The following is a 22,450-nucleotide window of genomic DNA, read 5'->3' as shown; positions in this document are numbered from 1 at the left end:
CGGTGATTTTTGCGCCAATGTGCAACTCGCCAACAACGAAGGCTGGATGCATGGCGCACATGCGGTTGTGCTGCAGGATTGAAGCCGCTGCTGGAAGAAGGCAAAACTTCTAAATCAATAGCGTGATGACTGAAGTCTGGCGTGTTGATGGCTGTCGTCATCGCTATGGTTAATAGGACACCAGGCGCCGAACTTGCCAGGACGGTGCGAGAATTTCCGCCAGCGGTCAGTCGTACCGCCCTTATTTCATGCCCCGTGTGGGTTGCTTATTAAGCCACCGTGTTGTCCGTCCGGTGGTGGATTTTTGAATCGGAAACTTCATGACTACTTCTTTTGCCCGCCGCTTGGTGATCAAGCAGGCGTTGCTTGCTGTTGCCGCAATCTCTGCACTGGCTTCTTTCTCCGCTTCGGCTGCTGAACAGGTACTGCGCGTCTCTGCGATTCCTGACGAAGCACCCACCGAGCTGCAGCGCAAGTTCAAGCCTCTGGGGGAATACCTGTCCAAAGAAACAGGCATGAAGGTGGTGTTCACTCCCGTGAGTGACTACGCTGCTGTGGTTGAGTCTCTGGCCACTGGCAAGCTGGACATGGCATGGCTGGGCGGCTTTACCTATGTGCAGGCCAAGATTCGCACCAAGGGTACTGCCAACCCCATCGTGCAGCGTGCGGAAGATGCGGTGTTCACTTCGCGTTTTGTGACGGCCGATCCTTCCATCAAGTCTCTCGAAGATCTGAAGGGCAAGACGTTTGCTTTTGGCGCACCTTCTTCGACTTCGGGCTCGCTGATGCCACGCTACTTCATCCAGAAGGCGGGTATCAATCCTGAAAAAGATTTCAAAAACGTAGCGTACTCTGGTGCGCACGACGCCACCGTGGCTTTCGTTGCAGCGGGCAAGGCTGACGCAGGTGTGCTCAACGCATCGGTGTGGGACAAGCTGGTGGAAACCAAGAAGGTGGACCCGGCCAAAGTGCGCGTGTTTGCAACCACGCCTGAATACTTTGACTACAACTGGACAGTGCGCGGTGACCTGGGCCCCGCTTTGACGCAGAAGCTGACCGATGCTTTCCTGAAGCTGGACCCCGCCAACCCCGAGCACAAGGCCATCATGGATTTGCAGCGCGCCTCCAAGTTCATCCCCAGCAAGCCAGAAAACTACCAGGGTATTGAAGATGCAGCCAAGGCTGCGGGCCTGCTGAAGTAACAGCCTTCGGGCGCATAGCAGCTGCCAGAGGCAGGCGCAACCGGGGCTTGTGCGGCAAGCTCGAGCACGCTTGCCGCGCCGGTGCTGCAGTCTTTCTTGTTCAATGACCAACCGCCTCGTGAGGCAAATGGATCAGACGCCCGCAGTGCACGCCTGGCTGGGCGGAGCATCTTTATGAGCTTTTCTCTACAGGGCGTGGGCTTGACCCACGCCAATGGTTTCGTAGCCCTGGCCGATGTCAGCCTGCAAGCGCAGCAGGGTGAAAGCATTGCGCTGATCGGGCCTTCGGGTGCGGGCAAAACCACGCTGCTCAACACCATCGGGACTGCGCACATACCCACAGCTGGCGCCATCAGCGTGCTGGGGCAGGCCGTCAGTGCGGCTCCCGGTGCATTGCGGGTCTTGCGTGCGCGCATTGGTACAGTGCACCAGTCTGCTCCCATTCCAGCACGTCAGCGGGTGGTGACTGCTGTGCTGGCTGGCAAGCTGGGGCAGTGGCCAGCGTGGAAGTCGTTGCTCTCGCTGGTCTATCCCCAAGATGTGGCAGGTGCAAGGCAGGCGCTGGAGCGTGTGCATCTTGGCGATAAATTGTTCGTGCGCTGCGACCAGCTTTCGGGCGGGCAATTGCAGCGCGTGGGCATTGCTCGTGTGTTGTACCAAGAGGCGCAACTGATTTTGGCGGATGAACCCGTCTCGGCGCTGGACCCCGCGTTGGCGCTGGACACTGTTGAACTGCTTGTGCGTGAAGCCAAGGCGCGCAATGCGACTTTGGTGGCCAGCCTGCATGCGGTGGAGCTGGCACGCCAGTGCTTTGACCGCTTGATTGGCATTCGGGATGGGCGTATCGCATTCGACTTGCCAGCCCATGCGGTGACGGATGCGCAATTGCAAGCGTTATACGCTGCCGATGTGGGGGCTGCACTGCCGCAGTGGACCTCGGGTCTGGGCAACGCCCGGGTAGCAGATATTGCTGCCGTGCCAACCCATGGGTGCTTCTGATGGCGCGTTCGTCTTCTGAGGAGGCAGGCGCTGCATTGCGTGATCCAGCTGTACCGCACCGCCTTTGGAGCGTGGTGATTGCGGCCATGGTGCTGTGGCCGTTGTTGCAGGGCGCAGGCGTGAAGCCTGGGGCATTGTTTGATGCCGACAATCTGCAGGTGATTGGTGGTTTTCTTGCCGGGTTCTTGCCACCGGACACCAGTGCCGAGTTCGCAGGCTATTTGTGGCAGGCGGCTCTGGAAACCCTGGCCATTGCCACGATTGGCTTGTTGCTGGCTTTTATGCTGGCGGTACCGCTGTCATACCTGGCCACCAGCGCTGTGCGGGAGAAAGCCACGCAAAACCCGCTGGCGCGGATCATCCTCACGGTGTTGCGCGGTATTCCGGAGCTGGTCTGGGCTTTGGTGTTTGTGCGTGTCTTTGGTCTGGGACCTGCTGCCGGTGTGCTGGCGCTGGGCCTGACTTATGGCGGCATGCTGGGCAAGGTCTACGCGGAAATTCTGGAAAGCGAAGACGGCACTGCCGCACGCGCCTTGCTGCGCGCCGGCAGCCCCAGGGCTGTGGCGCTGCTGTATGGCTTGCTGCCTTTGGCCTCCAAGGAATTGGTGTCCTATACGGTGTACCGCTGGGAGTGCGCGATTCGTGCATCGGTGGTGATGGGTTTTGTAGGCGCGGGCGGTCTGGGGCAGCTGATGGACCAGGCCATGAAAATGCTCAACGGGGGAGAGGCATGCTCCATCCTGCTGATGTTCATGGTGCTGGTGCTGCTGGCAGATGCACTGTCCAGCTGGCTGCGCCGTGCATTGGATGTGGTGCCTCCGGCGCGTACTTGTGCCTGGGGCTGGCGCAGCGTGCTGGTGAGCGTGGTGCTGCTGGCAGGCATTGCGGCCAGCTGGCAGCTGCTGGACATGGACTTGTCTGCCTTGTTCACAGGGGATGCCGCATCAGCCATGGGAGACTTTGCCTCCGGCTTTTTCCCTCCGGATACCAGTCGTGCATGGTTGTGGGCCGTGCTGGTAGGTGTATGGGAAACGCTGGCTATCTCGGTGGTGGGCACGCTGCTGGCTGCCATGGCGGGCATGGCGCTTGCATTGCCCACTTTTCGAGCGCCGTGGAATGTGCTGCTGAATGTGTTGCGCTCGGTGCCTGAACTGGTGTGGGCCACGATCACAGCCCTGGCCGTGGGTCTGGGGCCATTTGCTGGCGCACTGGCGTTGGCCTTGCACACCGCTGGCGTGCTGGGGCGCTTGTATGCTGAGGCGCTGGAAAATGCACCCAAAGCGCCAGCGCAAGCCTTGCGCCATGCGGGCAGCAGCCGTGCGCTGGCATTTCTTTACGGCACCTTGCCGGGCGCAGCGCCGCAATTGCTGGCCTATACGCTGTACCGCTGGGAAATGAACATCCGCATGGCGGCCATTCTGGGCTTTGTAGGCGCGGGTGGCCTGGGGCAGTTGCTGTATTTCAAGCTGTCTTTGTTCCACTACGCAGAGGCCAGCACGGTCATTATCGCCATGTTGCTGCTGTCGATAGCGGTGGATCAGACCAGCGCCTGGCTGCGTCGGGCTATGCGTTAACAGGGGCGTTGTCCGTCGCTACTTCCACTGTGTGCGTCGCATCCGCAGCATCAGCATTGCGCAGGTGTGGAACGATGACGCTCAGCAATTCTGGCGTCACCGAGGCATCCAGCTGGTGGCGCATGCCCACCACGGTGTGCAGTTGGGCGCCAGCAATCGAGCGGGCGGTGGCGCCGCCCCCGCTGGGATGCACGATACGATCCTTGTCGCCATGGATGACGAGCGTCGGCGTATCGATGCGGTAAAGGTAGGCACTGCGGTCACCGGAAGACAGGATTGCGGTGATCTGGCGTTCATACCCTTGTTGGGCTTGCTCGGGCGTGGTGCGTTGCCAGGCCCTGGCCATGTAGTCACGCCAGACCGACTCGATCCCAGGCACTTTGCGGTTACCTATGTGGCGCATCATGCGCACATAGTTATTTTGCGCGGCTTCCAGTGTGGTGGCCGGGCGGCTGAACAACATGCGTAACACTGTAGAGCCTGCAGCCTGGCCTACGCGCGGGTTGCCAGTGGTGGAGAAAATGGAGGTGAGGGATCGCACCCTGTCCGGGTGCTGTGCCGCAAAGTTTTGCGCGATCATGCCCCCCATGGACATGCCCAGCACATGGGCCTTGGCAATGCCCAGACAGTCTAGCAACTGCGCCACATCGTCCGCCATGTCACGGATGCGGTAGTGCCCTTCAGGCACCCAGCGCAGCATCATGCGCCAGCGTGGTGGTGGCGGAACGGTCAAGTGGGTGGAGCGCCCGATATCGCGGTTGTCTGGCGTGATCACATAAAAACCAGCCTTTACCAGCCCTTCAATCAACGCCATGGGCCAGGATATGAGCTGCAAGCCAAGTCCGGCAATCAGGACAATGGCGGGGTGCTCCAGCTGACCATAGCTGCGATAGCAAATGCGCAGTCCGTTTGCCAGGTCGGCAAATTGGTCTACGTCTTCGTAGGCTGGAGGTAAGGGATGCTGCATGGTGCTCTATTTTGAGGCCAGTTGCCCAAGTCGATGCGGGCAAGGTCTTGGGCAACAATGGCACGCAGCAAAACGATTCTTATTGGGCGCGCACAGCAGCGCCTGCGCATATGGCGTGCGTGCCGCTGGACAAGTGCTACCGGCTACTTAACCACGGCCCCACGGTACTGGTGTCTGCACAGCATGCAGGGCAAGCCAATGTGATGGCTGCAGCATGGGCATGTGCTTTGGACTTTGAGCCACCCAAGGTGACGGTGGTGCTGGACAAAGCTGCTTTCACGCGTGGGCTGGTGGAGGCCAGTGGACGTTTGGTGCTGCAGCTCCCCACGGTGACACAGGCGGCGCTGACCGTGGCAGTGGGCACAGTCTCGGCATACCAGCAGCCAGACAAGTTGCAGACACAGGCTGTCCCCTTGTTTGCTTCGCCTTTGCGCGGCGCGCCCATGGTGCAGGGCTGCGCGGCCTGGCTGGAATGCCGCGTGATTCCTGAGCCACACAATCAGCAGGCTTATGACTTGTTCATTGCAGAGGTTGAAGGGGCCTGGGCAGATGCCCGCGTTTTTTCCAATGGGCGCTGGCACTTTGAGCGTGCGCCGACAGAACTGCGCACTCTGCATTACGTGGCAGGCGGGCATTTTTATGCGACTGGGCAAGCCATTGATGTTCCTGCAGATACTGTCTAGCGTCTAGCTATACCGTATGGATGTCGAGTCTTTGCCTATTCCTCATCTGCCGGCTAGCAGCCAATTGCGAAGCAAAGTCAGCAATGCCTGTGCCAATGTGGGTATTGTTGCCAGACAGTGCCCCGATTGTTTTGGCCAGTGCTGTTTGCAGAGGCATTGCCACATGTTGCAGCCAGAGTCGATGTGGTGTGCCTGGACTCCCATCCTTGTAGCCAAGATGTAGCAAAGCGCTGAAGAAACATGGAATGTCTAAGGTACTGGTAAATGCTGTGTTATTGATTTGCAAATAAAATGATTTTTATTGCAAATTAATTGATGTGTCACAGAATAATGAAGCCGAATTTGTCGACAGAGGCTGCGCCTGCGCAGCCTTTTTTTGATTCAGACAGCCCAACGCAACCACCATTTTTTGGGCATATGCTGATGGCGGTCAGCCGAACATGGCGTAGTGTGCTGGAGGTACGTCTGGGGCAACTAGGGCTGACCGATGCCACATGGGTACCGCTGTTTCACCTGCATGCGGCGGGCCAGCCGCTCACGCTCAAGCAATTGGCTCAACGCGTGGGCCTCGATAGTTCCACGCTGGTGCGGGTGGTGGATTTGCTGGAAACACGTGGCTGGGCCGTGCGCGTCACCGATGCGCATGACAGACGCAGCAAGTCGCTGAGTCTGACCGCAGAAGGTCTGCACATGGTGGCCGATGTGCACGCCAAGCTGCATCAGGTGGAAAGCCAGCTGCTCGAAGATATGGATGCCGCCACAACTGAGACATTGTGTCTTGGCATGCAGAAGTTGCATGAGCGTTTGCTGTCGATACAGGCTCAAGACAAGGCGGGTGCATGAGCAGTGCCGAGAAAATGACGCTGGTAGGGTGGCAGCGCGCAGGCAGGGCATTGGGGTTTCATGTTCCCGTGCTGGCTTTTGCCTTGCGTACCGCTGTTGCGGCATTTGCAGCCCTGGCAATTGCCTATGCGATGGGGTTGGAGCATCCGCATTGGGCAGCCATGTCGGTGTGGGCTTCCAGTCAGCCCATGCGCGAGCATCTTCTCTCGCGTGGCATTTATCGTTTTGCTGGTTCTGTAGTAGGTGTGGCCTATGCTGTGGCCCTGGTGCTGCTGGCGCAAGACTCGCAGTGGGTGCTTGCATTGGGTCTGGCCTTTTGGGGAGCGCTATGTGCTTTCTTGGGCAATTTGCAGCGTGGTTACATGGTTTATGGCTGCATGCTGGCGGGGTATTCTGCTGCCATGGTGGTGTTGCTGCACCATGGCCCCGCGCACACCATCTGGCCGTTTGCATGGGATCGAATGCTGACTGTCATCACCGGTGTGGCGACTGCGCTGTGCATTTCCTGGTGCTTTGCCCCTCGGCGCAAGGCCGCGGTGTTGATAGCGCAAAGCCGTGCAGCTTTGGCTGGGGTGCTGCAAGCGACGGCGGCGCGGCTGCGCCAGCAAGCTATTCCTGAAGGCTTGGACAACGTGAGCCTGATTGCCCGCCTGGCACAGGTGGAGGAGTTGTTGGAGCTGTATCCAGAGGGCTCGCGAACAGCGCGGCACACGGCCAAGGTGATCCACTGGCAGCAGCACTATGCGATGGAGGTGGTTTATCACCTCGGGCAAACGCAGGCAGATACACATGCCCATCATCACGGTGCATTAGATGCGATCTGGACATTCACTGCCTTGGAGCACGCGCAGCCAGAGTCCGAGGCCTTGGCACAAGCACTGGATGCCTTGGCCGGAGCACTTCAACTTGCGCCACAGGCGCAGCAAGCCAATACGCCCGCTTTGCGTGTAGCGCTGAAACAGGCAGTTGTTGCGTGTGAGACCTCTGTGGCAGCAGTGCTGCAAGCGCAACAATCTGTTCAGCCTGGCATGCATGCGCTGTATCTTTTGCTGCAGGAAATGCGACGGGGCTTGAAGGCAGAGGCCATGGATTTGCAGATGGATTCTGCCCGTGCCGGTGTAGATCACCGTCTGCCCCCCTTACCTTTGCATCGCGATTGGGTGGGAGCCAAGGAAGCCGCCGTTCGCGCCGGTGGCACCTTGCTGTTGTTTGGTGTGGTGTGGGCCTGGACGGGCGCGAGCATTGTGGGTTTTGGCATGCTGGGTCTGGCGACGATGCTGCTGGTGTTTTCGGCCTTTGAAAGTCCCAGCCGGATCATGGCGTTTGTCGTGCGTGGTCAGCTCATTGGCGCGGGCCTGGCGCTGCTGTGCCAGACCCTGGTTTGGCCTTTGGCAGATTCCGCTGCGCAGATGGTCTGGTTGACTTTGCCATTTGCCTTGATTGGAGGCTTGGTGTTTGCGCACCAACGCACTGCCGCCGGAGCCATGGATACCAATATGGCCATGTTCATTTTGTTGGCTCCAGTGTTTCCGGATACAGCGGGTTTTGGCAAGCACCTGAGCTATGCATTGGCCGTGGTGTCTGGGCCAGTCCTGGCCTGGATGGTGTACCGCTGGGTTTACCCGACCAACGCGCAACGCAGAATGCAAACCGTGGCGCACATGATGCTGCAGGAAGTGCCTGCCATGGCTCGTCGCTTGCTGCAGGATGGGGCAACAGTGCAAGTGGCTGCGTGGCCCAACTCCACAGGCAATGTCTGGCAAGCACAGTTGCACCATCGCTTGTTACGCCTGGTGCGATGGGCGGAGAAGACCCAGTTGCCGCAGCGGCAGCAATTGCCACGCATGGCCATGTCGCTGCGTGCGGTGCAGTCCATCATGCTGCAGGTGCAGCAATGGAGAAACACCACCATCTTGGCGACTCCAGACTTGCGCAGAACCGAACGTCTGGCAGAACTGGCACTGCGGCGTACTGCAGCTTGGGGGGAATCTGCGGCCAAACCGCAGGCATGCAGCAAGGCCCAGGCAGCATGGCAGGTGCTGGCCACTCAGGGGGCATTGCCTTCTTTTCTTGCCGGGCAGGCTTTACGGGTGGCCCAGCGAGATTTGCTGGTGCTTGATGAGGCGCGCAGCACATTGGTTCCGTGAAAGCACACGTAACCCAATAAAGAGGAAAAGGCCCGGAATTGTTTGCCGGGCCTTTCTTGCGGGATGGCATTGGGTGAGCTATTCAAGGGGCGGCACTGCGCAGCACCAGGATATCAATGGATGAAGGAACGCCCAGGCGTACGGCAAAGCCGGGCCACAGGCCGGCCCCATTGCTCACAAACAAACGCATATTGCCCACATCGTAGAGCCCGCTCACAAAACCATCATTGGCGGGAGCCACCACCCAGCGGTCCAAGCCCAGGATATGGCCGCCATGTGTGTGGCCTGCTATCTGCAGGTCAATACCGTGCGGCGCATAGCTGCGTGCCATCTTGGGCTGGTGGCCCAGCAGAATATGCACTTGCGCTGCGCCGGCTTGCGCTTGCGCGGCGACGGCCTGAACATCCGGCGGGACGCCTTCTGGAACATTGGGGTCGGCGTTCTGCTCGGACAGTCGGCCATAAGCAGGGTCTCCCACGCCGGAGATGGCCAGTTTGTGGCCACGCACTTCAAGCACACGCGCCTCATTGGCCAGGTAGTTCAGGTTCAGGCGCTGAAAAACCTTGGCCCAGGCGTCATAGCCGCTGTAGTACTCGTGGTTGCCGGGGGCAGACCAAACCCCCAGGGGCGCTTGCAACTGCGCCAACGGTGCAATATTGCCCGCCTGGCTGGGCGCATCGCCATCAATCAGGTCTCCGGGCAGCACCACCATATCCGGGGTTGCGGCATTCATGCGATCGACCAAACCTTGAACATAAGCCGCGTTATTCACCGGCGTGGCGTGAATGTCGGCCAGCACGCCAATGCGCAAACCATCCAGCGCAGCAGGCAGTTTGCTCAGGGTGACCGTATGCTCGCGCACTTCGGGTAGTTTGGTGCCTTGGGTCAGACCATAGACGTTGAGCAATGACAACCCGGTGATGGCAGCCACTGTCCAGATTGGGGTCAGCAATTTGCGGGCAGCAACAGGGCGTTGGGCAAGCCGCAAGATCAGGTGCCCCCCATCACGCAGCAAAGACCACAGCAGTCCCATGCCGATGGTGGCAAACAATGTGCCACTTGCCAGTTGCAGGAAGGACACCAGCCCGAAGGGCAGGACGTTCTGGCGCATAAGCCAGATCAGCAGGGCAGGAGCGAAGCCCAACAGCGCTGTGAGTGCGACGCACCACCAGAAAGAGCGGCGATGTGAGCGCCACAGTGGATACCAAATCCACAGGGAAAAAACAGGTGCCAGCAGCGCAAGTAAGGAAACCATAAACACTCAGAAGCAAACAAGGGTGCAGCCATAGGCTGCGAAAAAAGTGGACGTAAACGCTTGAGCATAGCAATGCCTATGAAAAGACTCTTGCTAGGCTTGTACAGCGTAAGGAAATGCATGTGAAGACTCACCTGCATGGCGTAAGTTCGCATGAGAGGGGAACGTTGGCAGGTTTTTGCGCGTGCGCAGCTTTAGCAGAGTGCTTCACTAAACCTGTTGACGGCGCAGATCGGCCACTGCGCGGATAATTGCGCCCCTTATGTCTTTGAAGATCACGTTCCCCGAGTCGCTCCCCGTATCCAGCCGCCGTGAAGAAATCATGGAGGCGCTGGACAAGCACCAGGTCATCATTGTCTGTGGAGAGACAGGCTCGGGTAAAACCACGCAGTTGCCCAAGATTGCCTTGGCGCTAGGGCGCGGCAAGATCAATGCGCAGCCAGACGCCAATGGACAGGTGCGTGGGCACTTGATTGGTCATACCCAGCCGCGCCGCATTGCGGCATCTTCGGTGGCCAAGCGCATTGCAGAAGAGTTGGGCACGCCGCTGGGGGAAGTGGTTGGCTACAAGGTACGATTTCAGGACACGTTGCAAAAGGGTGCGTCCGTCAAGCTGATGACCGACGGTATCTTGCTGGCCGAAACGCAGACTGATCCGCTGCTCAGGCAATACGACACGCTGATCATTGACGAAGCGCACGAGCGCAGCCTGAACATCGACTTCTTGCTGGGTTACATCAAGCAGATTCTGCCCAGGCGCCCCGATCTGAAAGTGGTGGTCACTTCCGCCACGATTGATGCCGACCGTTTTGCCAAGCACTTTGAAGGCTCCAAGGGGCCGGCGCCTGTCATCATGGTTTCGGGGCGTACCTATCCGGTGGAGGTGCGCTATCGCCCATTTGAGGAAAAAAAGGACTACGACCTCAACGATGCGATGGCTGATGCCGTGGATGAGCTGTGGAATGGTGGTGGCAAGGGCGGCGACATTCTGGTGTTCCTGCCCGGGGAACGTGAAATCCGCGAGGCAGCGGATCACTTGCGCAAGCACTTGCAGCACCAGCCAGCGCTGCGTAATGCGGAAGTGCTGCCCTTGTTCTCGCGCCTGTCACAGGCCGAGCAGGATCGAATTTTTGATGGGCACACAGGCCGCCGCATTGTGCTGGCAACCAACGTGGCCGAAACTTCGCTGACCGTACCTGGTATTCGCTATGTGATTGATGCAGGTACGGCGCGCGTGAAACGCTATTCCTTCCGCAGCAAAGTGGAGCAGTTGCTGGTGGAGCCCATCAGCCAGGCCGCAGCCAACCAGCGTGCGGGCCGCTGTGGCCGGGTGGCCGACGGTATCTGTATTCGCCTGTACGACGAGGCAGATTTCATCAGTCGCACGCCGTTCACTGACCCGGAAATCCTGCGCAGCTCTTTGGCGGGCGTGATTTTGCGCATGAAGTCGCTGGGGCTGGGCGATGTGGTGCACTTCCCGTTCCTGGAAGCTCCCTCGGGCCGTGCGATTGCAGACGGTTACCAGTTGCTGGCCGAGCTGGGTGCTGTGGACGAGCGCGGCAACTTGTTGCATATGGGCAAGGAGCTGTCGCGTCTGCCGCTGGACCCGCGTGTGGGTCGCATGATTGTGGAAGCCCGTGAGCGCGGGGCGCTGGCGGAGGTGCTGATCATTGCCTCGGCGCTGTCGGTGCAGGATGTCCGTGACCGTCCTCTGGAGGCGCAGCAGCAAGCCGACCAGCAGCATGCCAAGTTTGATGACGAGAAGAGCGAGTTCAGCGGCTATCTGCGTCTGTGGAAATGGCTGCAGGATGCCCGTGGAGGCAAGGCGGTGGCCAAGAGCCGCAAGGAAATGGCCGCGCAGCACGCGCCTGCGGCCAAGCCGAGCGCACGCAATCAGGCTTTTTTGCCAGTGAGCCAGCGTGCCAGCGGGGCGCAACTGGACGGCTCGGTGGAAGAACGTCTGGCGCTGTTCAACCCGGCTGAAGGGGTGCAGGAAGATACCCACAAGCTTAGCAATCGCCAGTGGGAGCAGCTGCTGCGCCAGAACTTCATCAACATCCGACGCGTGCGGGAGTGGCGTGACATTCACAGCCAGCTGCTCACCGTGGTCAAAGAGCAAAAGTGGCTGATCAATAACGAAGCCGCGGGCTATGACGCCGTACATCTGTCCATGCTGTCAGGGTTGCTGGGCAATATCGGCTACAAGGGCGAGGAAAGCGACGCCTACCTGGGCGCGCGTGGCATCAAATTCCATCCCCACCCCGGAGCGCATTTGAGCAAAAAGCCTGGGCGCTGGATTGTTGCCGCCGAGCTGGTCGAAACCTCGCGTCTGTATGGCCGTGGCATTGCTGCAATTGATCCGCAATGGCTGGAAGAGGTGGGCGCACATCTGCTCAAAAAGCAATTGCTCGATCCGCACTGGTCCAAGAAGCAGGCCGATGTGGTGGCGCAGGAGCGTGCCACGCTTTATGGACTGGTGGTCTACAACGGTCGCAGCGTCAGCTATGGCCGTGTGGATCCCGATGCGGCGCGCACCATGTTTATCCGTCAGGCACTGGTCGAAGGGCAGTGGGATACGCAGTGGCACTTCCTGCCCGCCAACCAGAAAATGGTGCGCAAGATTGAAGACCTGGAGCACAAGTCGCGCCGCCAGGACGTACTGGTGGACGACGAGCTGATCTACGCCTTTTACGAGCAGCACATTCCCAAAGGCATTTACAGTGGTGCCACCTTTGACAGGTGGTTCCGCACGGCCAGCAAGGGGCAGGCCGAGTTGCTGCGTCTGTCCAGAGACGAGCTGATGCGCCATGAAGCCGCTGGCATCACAACGGACAACTTTCCCAAGGTGGTCAAGCTAGGCGGTGTGGATTGCAGCGCAGCCTATTTGCACAGCCCAGGTGACGCACGTGATGGCGTGACGGTGACGGTGCCGCTGTTTGTGCTCAACCAGGTGAGTGAAGAGCGCGCCGAATGGCTGGTGCCTGGCATGCTCAAGGACAAGATTCAGGCCCTGCTCAAGAGTTTGCCGCAGCGCCCGCGCAGCCGTTTTGTCCCGTTGCCCGAGAGTGCCACGCGTCTGGCAGAGCTGTTCACGCAGTCTGAGCGCTGGGCCAGGGGGGGGCTGATTGATGTGCTGCTCAAACAGGTGCGGGACGAGACCTCTCTGGACGTCAAGCGCGCCGACTTCAAGCTGGACATGCTCAGCCCCCACCTGTTCATGAACTTCCGGGTGATTGACGAGCATGGCCGTCAGCTGGGCCAGGGGCGCAATCTGGCTGCCCTCAAAGCGGAGTGGGGCGCCAAGGCACGCGGGGCCTTCCAGGCACTGGCATCCTTGAAGGTGGCCGCCACAGTAGAGCAATCCCGGATGGCCGCAGCTCCCGCTGCAACGCCCAAGCCTGGCAAGGCGCAGAGCCAAAACGAAAAGCCAGTGGCCAAGTCTGCGCCTGCCCAAAAGGCAGAGCAGCGCTACACCGCTTGGAGCTTTGGAGAACTGCCGGAGCTGATGGAAATCAGCAAGGGCAGCACAACGCTGATTGGTTTCCCGGCGCTGATCGATCACGGAACGGACGTGGGCATTGAAGTGTTTGATGAGCCCGAAGTAGCTGCGGCCAAACACCGCGTGGGTCTGCGCAGACTATTCGCTTTGCAGATCAAGGATGCGCTCAAATACCTGGAAAAAAATATTCCCGACCTGCAAAAAATGGCCGTGTCCTATATGCCTCTGGGTACGCAGGAAGAGTTGCGCAGCCAGATTATTGATGTGGCCATTGACCGAGCTTTTCTGCAAGAGCCGCTGCCTGCCAATGAGGCTGACTTCAAGCAACGCGTGCACGATGGTCGGGGTCGATTGACCTTGATTGCCAATGAGGTTGCGCGTATGGCTGGCGTGATCCTGACCGAGTACGCAGCCGCTGCGCGCAAGATCAAGGACACCAAAAACGCTCCTGAAGCCACGAAGGATGCGGGCGAGCAATTGCAAAAGCTCATGCCCAAGAACTTTATCGCCGTGGCACCCTGGAGCCAACTTGGGCACTATGCGCGCTATCTGAAGGCGATTACCACACGGCTGGACAAATACCGCGCTGATCCCGCTCGCGATGCGGCCAAGTACAAAGAGCTGCAACCGCTGGAGCAGCGCTACTGGCGCCTTGTGGCGGAGCGCAAAGGCCAGATTGATGCACGCATGCAGGAGTACCGCTGGATGCTGGAAGAGTTGCGAGTGAGTTTTTTTGCGCAAGAACTGCGCACACCATACCCGGTGAGCGCCAAACGCCTCGACAAAGTCTGGGTGCAGTTGCAGCAGTAAAACCGGCATTGCTGGCTTACATGCGGCATGCAGCCTAACCCATGTGTGGTGCGGGCATTATTCAAGGAATTTTCATGACCGATATCACCCAAGACCTGTGTGTGGTGGCTATTGACAATGACAGCTATGCCCAAGCCGTGGCCGCTGCCCGTGCCTATTGCATGGGCGATGATCCCGCAGGCTTTGCCTTCACGGGATCGGCCACACTGATGTTTCAGCGTGAGGCGGATGTATGGGCGCATGCATCTTTTAGCAGCACGCCGCTGATTCGCCATGTGAACCCCGTTCAAGGTGCGGCAGATGCCAATGACACGCAGGATGAAGATTTTTTGCGTGCCGTGGCTGAGCAGGTCACCTACATGCACATTCCTGCTGAGTGCCAGCCCATGCAGGTGGATGATGTGTGGGGCGTTGACTGCGAATTTTTGATGTTTGCCATGCCACACCCCGTTGATGAGGGCGCTACGGCATGGTTGCTGGTGCCCGGTCCTGACGGTCGTGTGGTGACATCCAGGCACACGGTGCAGGAGTACCAGTTTGCTGAACTGAAAGCCGCAGCCAAAGAATTGGGGCTGTGAGCGCAACAGCTCTATCCCTTTATCGTCGCTGCGTATTTTGTTTCAGCAACAGGGCAACAGGCGTGCGCAATGGGCAGGCGTATTCCATGACTGCGGTGCTGGGGGCATGGCCTACCCCGCCAGTACAGGCAGGGGCTTTGCCGTGGATGGGGGTACGGCGGTACGGGCACTGTTCATCACCATGGACAGGAAGCTGTAGTAGCCGTTCACACCGATGAGGTCCATCACCCCTTGCTCTCCCCACAAGTCTTTGGCTGCTTGCCAAGTGGCGTCGCTGACACCGCGGTTGTGATGCAATTCATGACAAAACTCATACAGCACGACTTCATCGGCTTGCAATGCCTGGGGGCGGCGGCCATGGGCAATATCGTCCAGCGCTGCAGGGTCAATGCCTTCACGCTGGGCGATGGGGGCGTGGATCGCCCATTCCACCTGCTGTGACCACTGGCGTGCCGTGATGCAAATAGCCAGCTCGGACAGGCGCAGACCAATACTGCTGCGATAGCGCAGGTACTCGCCCATGCGCTGTGCATGGTCCATCAGCTCAGGGCTGCGCAGCAGAGGGACAAAAGGCGAGATCAAAGCGCCGCGTGGCCCATCGATGATGGGCTGGGCGAGACGGCGTTGTTCCGGCGTCCAATCGCTGGGAGGGATGGGGGGCATGCGGTCATCGTCAAGGGTGTACATGGTGTGAAGTCTGAGGAGGTTGTCGGGATTCAGGCCGTTACGCGCAGGCCTGCGTCAATCGATTGCGCCAGACGCTCGACAATAAGGTCGAGGTCTGCTTCGCTGCAGATGAAGGGCGGAGCCAGCAGCACGTGATCGCCATTCTGGCCATCGATGGTCCCGCCCATGGGGTAACAAAGCAGGCCGTGTTCCATGGCTTGGGCCTTGATGGCCGCATGCAGCTTGCGGGAGGGGGCAAACGTGGCCTTGGTGGCGCGGTCCTGCACAAGTTCCACTGCCATGAACAGGCCACGACCACGGATGTCACCTACGTGCGCATGCTCGCCAAGCCGGGCTTGCAGAGCATTGCGCAGATAGTCACCACGTGCACGCACCTGGGGCAACAGCTGGTCGCGCTGAATCACCTTTTGCACCGCCAATGCAGCGGCTGCGGCCATAGGGTGGCCCAGATAGGTATGTCCGTGCTGGAACAGGCCGCTGCCTCGGCGCATGCCTTGCACCACATGGTCTTTGGCCAGCACGGCTCCAATGGGCTGATAGCCACCGCCCAAACCCTTGGCAATTGTCAGCAGGTCTGGCACCACGCCTTCCTGTTCAACGGCGTGCAGCGTGCCGGTGCGGCCCATGCCACACATCACCTCATCGGCGATGAACAGAATGCCGTAGTGATCGCACAGTGCACGCACACCGGCAAAGTAGCCGGGGGGTGCCGTCAGTGCGCCAGCGGTAGCTCCGACCACGGTCTCAGCAACAAAGGCGATGACGGTATCGGGCCCCATTTCTTGGAATTTGGCGTCAATCTCGGCCACCAGCCGCTGGCCATATTGCTCCAGTGTTTCATCTTCGCGCTGGTCACGGTAGGCGTAGGCGGCGCTGACGCGGCCCACATCCATCAAAAGCGGCGCAAACTGTTTGCGGCGCCATTCATTCCCACCGACGGCCAGGGCACCCAAGGTATTGCCGTGGTAGCTCTGGCTGCGTGCCACAAAGCGGGTACGCTGGGGCTGGCCAATTTCCACAAAGTACTGGCGCGCCATCTTCAGCGCAGCTTCCACGGCCTCGGAGCCACCCGAGACGAAGTAGACGTTGTTCAAACCTTCAGGTGCATGGCAGGCCAGGTGGTCGGCCAACTCTTCCGCTACGGCACTGGTGAAGAAGCTGGTGTGCGCATAGGCCAGTTGATTGAGCTGGGTATGCATGGCTGCCAGTACATCAGGGTGGCTGTGGCCCAGGCAAGAGACAGCGGCGCCGCCACTGGCATCAATGTAGTGCTTGCCGCTGGTGTCAGTGATGAAGACCCCCTGGGCACTTTGAGCAACGCGTGGGGTTGAGAGCAAGGAGCGGTGAATGACGTGTGTCATGGTATTGAAGATGGATATGGAATGAAAGGCACGCTTTCAGTGCTTAGGCAGCAAGCGCTGAAGTGCTTTTTGGCGGAGAAACGGATTCCATGCGGCGACCTTGCAGCCACCAGACTGCGATCAGCAGCAGCACGCCAGGCAGATAAAACCAGTATGGCGAAGGGCGATGCGTGGGCAGTTGAATTGAAGTGATGTCAAAACCTTCTTCAAAGCCTGCTTTGCGAGCTGCGCTGCCAAAGCGCACAGCAGAAATTTGCACTGTGTCGCCCAGCGCCATCAACTGCAATCCGGTGTCTGCGATGCGTTTGTGGGCGCTGTCATTGGGCTCACCCAGCGGAACAGAAACAGTTTTGGTGCGCTCGTCACCTTCCAGCGTCATGCCGCTGATGACGGCTACCAGTGATGCACCGGCAGGCGCCTGCTTGGCAATTTCATAAATCTGCGTGGCTGGCGCGCTGGAGTAGGCAGGGGCAATGCGGTCCATGAAGAAGTCAGGGCGGAACAGCAGCACGGTGGCCAGTGCAAGCATGACCAGCTCCCACGGCTTGCAGCGCACGCGCATCCAGTTCATGGTGATGGCTGTGAATGCGAGCATGGCCAGCAAAGAAGCGAAGGCAACCAGCGCAATCTCTGTCCAGCTGTTCACACCAAACAGCAGCAAGGCAGGGTTGAAGATCCAGATAAAGGGCAGGATCACGGTGCGCAGACCATACAGAGCTCCCTGGATGCCCACCCTGATGGCGTTTTCTTGCGCAATGGCCGCCCCGGCAAAGGTGGCCAGCCCTACCGGGGGCGTCACATCACCGAGCAGTCCGTAATAGAACACGAACAGATGCACGGCAATCAAGGGAATGATGAGGCCGTTTTGCGCGCCCAGTTCCACCACCACAGGCGCCATCAGTGTCGCTACCAGCACATAGTTGGCCGTGGTGGGGACGCCCAGCCCCAGCACCAAACAGACGAATGCGGTGAACAGCAGCATCAGCAGCACATTGCCCTGGGCCACGAATTCGACAAACTCCGTCATGCGCAGGCCCAATCCGGTCAGAGAAATGGCTCCCACAATGATGCCCGCAGTACCTGTCGCAATGGCCACGCCAATCATGTTGCGGCTACCCGCGTTCAGACCCTGCACCACATCGTTGACACCCACGCGTAACTGGGCGAAGACATCGCCGGACTTGCGCAGCCAGGCCTGCAAAGCGTGCTGGGTGGTCATCAGCACCAGCATGACCATGACAGCCCAGAAGGCGGCCAGTGCGGGGGAGAGTTCTTCCACCATCAGCGCCCAGATCAGGGTGCCGATAGGCAGCAGGAAGTGGGTGCCAGCCTTGACGGTGGACCAGGTGTCCAGACGCTTGGGATTGGAGACATCAATGTCTTCGGGCAGGTCAGGCTCTCGGGCAGACATGCGAATGGAGGTGAGGTATAGCACCAGCATCACGCTGCCGACGGCCCAGCCAGCATAGTCACCCAGCAAAGACTTGGCGGCTTCCAGCACAAAGTACAGGAAGCACACCAGTACCAAGGTGCCGCTGCAGCCCAGGGCAGTGCGCAAGGCTTTTTCACGCAGCGTGCGCTGCAGAGGTTGGACCATGGGCTCAATCCCCAGCTTGAGCGCCTCCAGGTGCACGATGTAGAACAGGCCGATATATGACAACACTGCTGGCAAGAATGCGTGCTTGCAGACTTCGGAGTAGGGTATGCCCACGTACTCCACCATCAAGAAGGCTGCGGCGCCCATGACAGGCGGCATGATCTGGCCGTTGGTCGAACTCATGGTTTCAATGGCTGCAGCTTTGACGCCGCCATAGCCCGCTTTCTTCATCAGCGGGATGGTGAAAATGCCGCCAGACACCACATTGGAAACGGAAGAGCCAGAGATCAAACCGTTCAAGCCGGACGAGACCACGGCCACTTTGGCCGGGCCGCCGCGCAGGTGGCCCAGCGCAGCAAAGCTCACTTGCATCATGTAGTTGCCGCCGCCCGCGCGGTCAAGCAGGGCGCCAAACAGCACATACACAAAAATGGTGCTCGATGACACGCCCAATGCCACACCGAATACGCCTTCGGTGCCCAGCCACATCTGCGAAAGCAAGCGGTTGAACGATGCGCCTTTGTGCGACAGCACATCCGGCATCCAGGGGCCGAGCAGGCAGTACGCAATAAAGACAATGGCCAGCGCTGCCATGGGCCAACCCACAGCGCGGCGGGTGGCTTCCAGCAAAAGTAGCAAACCGGCAGTACCGGTCACGATGTCCAGCGTGCTGGGCTGGCCGGGGCGGGAGGCCAGCTCGTTATAGAAGGTGAACAAAAAGCTGCCTGCAAAGGCTGCCGTTGCCGCCAGTACCCAGTCAAACCACGGCACGCTTTGGCGTGCCCTCTCACTGCGCCATGCGGGAAATGCCAAAAAGGCCAGAAACAGCGCCAGCCCCAGGTGGATGGAGCGCGCTTCTGTATCGTTGAGTACGCCCCAACGCAGCGCAAAAGGCAAAGGCGATGCCTGCCATAGCTGAAACAGTGCCCAGAAAATGGAAATGGCAAACACCACGCCTGCCGCAATGCCCTTCGCGCTGCGTCCACCTGTGTCGCTGTCCGCGACCAGGGTCTGCAGTGCCGCTGGGGCTTTTTCAATATCAGTTGCCATAGGCTTGCCGTGCGGGGTGTACACGTCCCGTGTGAATCAGTCTCAGACGTTTTGCTGCATACCTTGTGTGCAGCAGCAAGGAGAATCTGCTGTGTGGCAGCTTCTGCTTGGAGGAGCGGCCAACACCTCGCATGGCTCGTATGCTTGGCATGGCAAGGTGTTGAAGCACATGTCTGTGCCAGGCTTACTTGAGCCAGCCCTTTTCTTTGTAGTAACGTGCTGCGCCTTCATGCAAAGGGGCTGTCAGGCCGTTGGCGACCATGTCCTCCACCTTGAGGTGAGCCAAGGCTGGATGCAGCTTTTTGAAGTCATCAAAGTTGTCAAACACTTGCTTGACCACGGCGTAAACCGTCTCGGAAGGTGTCTGGGCGCTGGTCACAAATGTCGCCAGCACGCCGTAGGTCTCGGTGGCTTGCGGGTTGTTGGGGTAAGTGCCACCGGCAATGGTGGCCTTGGCCAGATAGCTGCGCTCAGCCACCAGCTTGTCGATGTTGTTCCCCTGCAATGACAGCAGCTTTGCACCGCAAGCCGTGGTGGGATCCTGAATGTTGGCCGAGGGGTGCCCTACGGCGAACACGAAACCGTCAATCTTGCCGTCACAAAGCGCAGGCCCGTGTTCATCAGCCTTGAGTTCGGACGCCAGGCTCAGGTCGCTGGTTTTCATGCCGAAGGCGGCCAGCATGTCATCCGCGCCTGCACGGTGGCCCGAGCCAGGGTTGCCCACGTTAAAGCGTTTGCCTTTGAGGTCGTTCAGTGTCTGGGCATTCAACTCTTTGCGCACCACCACAGTCATGGGCTCTGGATGCATGGAGAACATGGCGCGCAGATCAGTCGATGGGCCTGCTGCTTTGAACTGGCCTTCACCATTCACGGCACCGTATTGCACGTCGGACTGCACCACACCCATATCCAGCTCGCCTGCGCGGATGGCATTGGCGTTGAAGACTGAACCACCTGTGGATTCCACCGAGCAGCGCAGACCGTGTTTGGCGCGGTCCTTGTTGACCAGCCGGCAGATGGCACCGCCTGCGGCGTAATACACACCGGTGACACCGCCGGTGCCAATGGTCACGAACTTGGATTGCTGAGCCATGGTGGCAGGGGCCGTCAATGTGGTGGCGGCCAAGGCCAGAGCAGCGGGGAAAAATGCAGTGCGCATAGAGAACTCCTGGTGACGGGCGATGAGCCGGGATGGCCCCGACAAGGTGAGAAGCCCTGGTTTTGGAACAAACGATTCGTGTTTTATTCTTTTGCAACATTTGTGCCAATAGGGGGAAGCCCGCCTCCAGCCAGTGCTGTATGCAGGGGTGTGCTGTCAGGCAGGGCATGGTGTCGTAAAAATGGCCGAAGCGGCCTCTGGTGCGCTCTGCGTGTGAGCCGGAGACATTTCATGCTGCACCGTTGTGCAACTCTTGCTCCAGGATGGTGCGCGCTGCCGATGAATGCTGCAGCGACTGTGCAGCACAACTCAAAAAATGAATGAAAAGCAGGTTTGTGCTGACGAAATCAGAACATGCAATGATCAGAAAGGGCGCCGCAGCGGATATTCGTCATCCATTTTCAGCCGCATTAGCGCTAGCTTCATCGATGCCGAAAGGCTTTGAGTGCTTGCTTGCCCTGTACGTAGACGCCGCTTTCGACCAAGGCCGACTCGGCTTTCTGAATGCGCTGGGGCAGCAGGGCATCGCCCTGGGCTACCAGCTGCTCCAGCAAAGCTTCGACCAAGGCCATGCCTGCAGCCACAGAGGGGAAGAAGGACGGGCTGTCGACCGCAAACAAGGCCGTGTGGTCTGCCATGCGTGCCAGGGGCGAGGTGTCGCTGTCTGTCAGCGTCACCACACGGGCGCCCCGGTCCTTGGCGGCTTGGGCCAATTCCAGGCATTCTCGCGAATAGGGCGCAAAGCTGATGGCTACAAGCACATCCTCTGCGCGCAAGGGGCGCAGCTGCATTTCCAGGTTATGTGCATGTGAATCCAGCGAGTGCACGCTGTCGCGGAAGAGCCGGTAACCATACAGCAGGGCAAATGCCAGCGGGTAGCTGGCACGAAAGCCTGCAATATAGACCTGACGAGCGGATTGCAAACACTGGGCCAGTGGCATCAGCTTGGCTGCTGATTGCTGCCGGGTGTGCTCCAGGTTGGTCACGTGGGCGTCAAACAGCTCATCGGTTAGTGAGGGTTTGTGTGCGTGACCTGCCAGGCGTTGTGCACGCCCGGCATATCCATTGGACTGGTCCAGTCCCAACGCATGGGCGAACTCGTCTTTGAGCGCGGGCCAGCCTTCATAGCCCAGTTGCTGGGCCAAGCGCACGAATGTAGTGGGGGGCACAGCTGCTAGATCAGCCAGACCACGCATGGAGCGCATCAGCACCTCATGGGGGTGATCGACCACAAAGCGCGCGGCAGCTTGCAGTTGGGGACTCAAGCTTTCAAATTGCTGAAGGATTTGTTCACGAATGCCCAGCGTCACAGTCCAAACTTTCTATATAAGCGCATATTTGGTGACTGATTATCCGGGCTGTATGACCGTGCCTGCACAGATAAAGACCAGCCTTGAGATCGTCAACACGTGCTGAGAGATTTTGATGTTGCATTTCGTCCCGGAAAGCCAGCGTTGTCAAGCCTTGTCGGTGATAGCTTGGGTGTTCGGGGTTGAGCGATTTGCGCACAGCATGCACAATGCTGCGGCGCAACAAAGGATGCACCGAAACGGGGGCAGGTCAACGGCTTGCAGCGGTGCGCCACAAACAGACACATAGGGAGAAATCATGTTCCGCACACTTTTGAAGTCCAAGATCCACCGGGTCAAAACCACACAATGCGAGTTGCATTACGAGGGCTCGTGCGCCATTGACGAAGATCTGCTGGAAGCTGCCAATATCGTCGAGAACGAACAGATCCATATCTGGAATATCGACAATGGTGAGCGCTTTGTCACCTATGCCATCAAAGGCGAGCGTGGCAGCGGCATGATTTCCGTGAATGGCTCGGCAGCACGCCGCGCAGCGGTAGGCGACTTGCTCATCATTGCCAGCTTTGCCCAGGTGCATGAAAGCAATGTGGCAGAACACCAGCCACAGCTGGTATTTGTGGATGACAACAACCGCCAGACAGAGCTACGCCACAAGGTGCCGACGCAGACGCTGTAAGCGCTGCTTTTGAGCTGCTTTGGCAAGGCTTGCCGGAGCATTGGTTTTGA

Annotated in this window: 16 protein-coding genes; 9 read left to right on the top strand and 7 right to left on the bottom strand. The window is 59.2% G+C overall.

The window, feature by feature from the left end:
- Window positions 1–320: 320 nt before the first annotated feature.
- From QEP11_RS06760 to phnE, 3 genes are all read left to right on the top strand, one after another.
- Window positions 321–1,202, top strand: coding sequence for a putative selenate ABC transporter substrate-binding protein (locus QEP11_RS06760; protein ID WP_284335885.1), 882 nt, complete (start codon window positions 321–323; stop codon window positions 1,200–1,202).
- Window positions 1,203–1,376: 174 nt separating this feature from the next.
- On the top strand, window positions 1,377–2,201 hold the full coding sequence (locus QEP11_RS06755) for a phosphonate ABC transporter ATP-binding protein (RefSeq protein ID WP_284335884.1): 825 nt from the start codon (window positions 1,377–1,379) through the stop codon (window positions 2,199–2,201).
- On the top strand, window positions 2,201–3,775 hold the full coding sequence (gene phnE, locus QEP11_RS06750; protein WP_284335883.1) for a phosphonate ABC transporter, permease protein PhnE: 1,575 nt from the start codon (window positions 2,201–2,203) through the stop codon (window positions 3,773–3,775). Before QEP11_RS06755 ends, phnE begins: the two co-directional genes overlap by 1 nt.
- Here the strand turns inward: phnE and QEP11_RS06745 are convergent.
- Window positions 3,765–4,742 carry an alpha/beta fold hydrolase gene (locus tag QEP11_RS06745; RefSeq protein WP_284335882.1) on the bottom strand — a complete coding sequence of 326 codons (978 nt, stop codon included), beginning with the start codon at window positions 4,740–4,742 and terminating at the stop codon, window positions 3,765–3,767. The genes phnE and QEP11_RS06745 overlap by 11 nt on opposite strands.
- Window positions 4,743–4,852: 110 nt before the next feature.
- Between QEP11_RS06745 and QEP11_RS06740 the strand changes: the two genes are divergently transcribed.
- The 3 genes from QEP11_RS06740 to QEP11_RS06730 all read left to right on the top strand — a co-directional run bounded on the left by QEP11_RS06740 (window position 4,853) and on the right by QEP11_RS06730 (window position 8,415).
- Complete coding sequence (locus tag QEP11_RS06740; protein WP_284335890.1) at window positions 4,853–5,425, top strand: flavin reductase family protein; 573 nt, start codon at window positions 4,853–4,855, stop codon at window positions 5,423–5,425.
- A 423-nt stretch (window positions 5,426–5,848) separates the two neighbouring features.
- Window positions 5,849–6,268, top strand: a complete 420-nt coding sequence (locus tag QEP11_RS06735) for a MarR family winged helix-turn-helix transcriptional regulator (RefSeq protein WP_284335881.1) — start codon at window positions 5,849–5,851, stop codon at window positions 6,266–6,268.
- Entirely contained in the window at window positions 6,265–8,415 is a 2,151-nt protein-coding gene (locus QEP11_RS06730) for an FUSC family protein (RefSeq protein WP_284335880.1), read from the top strand. The genes QEP11_RS06735 and QEP11_RS06730 overlap by 4 nt, the downstream gene beginning before the upstream one ends.
- Before the next feature lie 82 nt (window positions 8,416–8,497).
- Here QEP11_RS06730 and QEP11_RS06725 read toward each other — a convergent pair whose 3' ends face one another.
- Window positions 8,498–9,670 carry a metallophosphoesterase gene (locus tag QEP11_RS06725; protein ID WP_284335879.1) on the bottom strand — a complete coding sequence of 391 codons (1,173 nt, stop codon included), beginning with the start codon at window positions 9,668–9,670 and terminating at the stop codon, window positions 8,498–8,500.
- 262 nt (window positions 9,671–9,932) lie between these two features.
- Here QEP11_RS06725 and hrpA point away from each other — a divergent pair, with 262 nt between their 5' ends.
- Both hrpA and QEP11_RS06715 read left to right on the top strand, forming a co-directional pair.
- Complete coding sequence (gene hrpA, locus QEP11_RS06720) at window positions 9,933–13,979, top strand: ATP-dependent RNA helicase HrpA (RefSeq protein ID WP_284335878.1); 4,047 nt, start codon at window positions 9,933–9,935, stop codon at window positions 13,977–13,979.
- Window positions 13,980–14,053: 74 nt separating this feature from the next.
- Window positions 14,054–14,557, top strand: coding sequence for a hypothetical protein (locus tag QEP11_RS06715; protein ID WP_284335877.1), 504 nt, complete (start codon window positions 14,054–14,056; stop codon window positions 14,555–14,557).
- Window positions 14,558–14,668: 111 nt separating this feature from the next.
- Here the strand turns inward: QEP11_RS06715 and QEP11_RS06710 are convergent, their stop codons facing one another.
- From QEP11_RS06710 to QEP11_RS06690, 5 genes are all read right to left on the bottom strand, one after another.
- Entirely contained in the window at window positions 14,669–15,244 is a 576-nt protein-coding gene (locus QEP11_RS06710; protein WP_284335876.1) for a carboxymuconolactone decarboxylase family protein, read from the bottom strand.
- Between the two features lie 29 nt (window positions 15,245–15,273).
- The gene (locus QEP11_RS06705) at window positions 15,274–16,605 is read right to left on the bottom strand and encodes an aspartate aminotransferase family protein (protein ID WP_284335875.1); all 1,332 of its coding nucleotides are present in this window, start codon (window positions 16,603–16,605) and stop codon (window positions 15,274–15,276) included.
- Between the two features lie 43 nt (window positions 16,606–16,648).
- Window positions 16,649–19,252 (bottom strand): TRAP transporter permease, encoded by a 2,604-nt coding sequence (locus QEP11_RS06700; RefSeq protein WP_284335889.1) that lies wholly within the window; start codon window positions 19,250–19,252, stop codon window positions 16,649–16,651.
- Between the two features lie 184 nt (window positions 19,253–19,436).
- Window positions 19,437–20,411 (bottom strand): TAXI family TRAP transporter solute-binding subunit, encoded by a 975-nt coding sequence (locus QEP11_RS06695; RefSeq protein WP_284335874.1) that lies wholly within the window; start codon window positions 20,409–20,411, stop codon window positions 19,437–19,439.
- A gap of 422 nt (window positions 20,412–20,833) precedes the next feature.
- Complete coding sequence (locus QEP11_RS06690; RefSeq protein WP_284335873.1) at window positions 20,834–21,721, bottom strand: MurR/RpiR family transcriptional regulator; 888 nt, start codon at window positions 21,719–21,721, stop codon at window positions 20,834–20,836.
- Between the two features lie 298 nt (window positions 21,722–22,019).
- Between QEP11_RS06690 and panD the strand changes: the two genes are divergently transcribed.
- Window positions 22,020–22,400, top strand: coding sequence for an aspartate 1-decarboxylase (panD, locus tag QEP11_RS06685; RefSeq protein ID WP_284335872.1), 381 nt, complete (start codon window positions 22,020–22,022; stop codon window positions 22,398–22,400).
- Window positions 22,401–22,450: the final 50 nt, after the last annotated feature.

Source organism: Comamonas halotolerans, assembly GCF_030162935.1.
Taxonomy (GTDB): Bacteria; Pseudomonadota; Gammaproteobacteria; order Burkholderiales; family Burkholderiaceae_C; genus Comamonas; species Comamonas halotolerans.
This window is presented reverse-complemented; position numbering and strand designations above follow the sequence as displayed.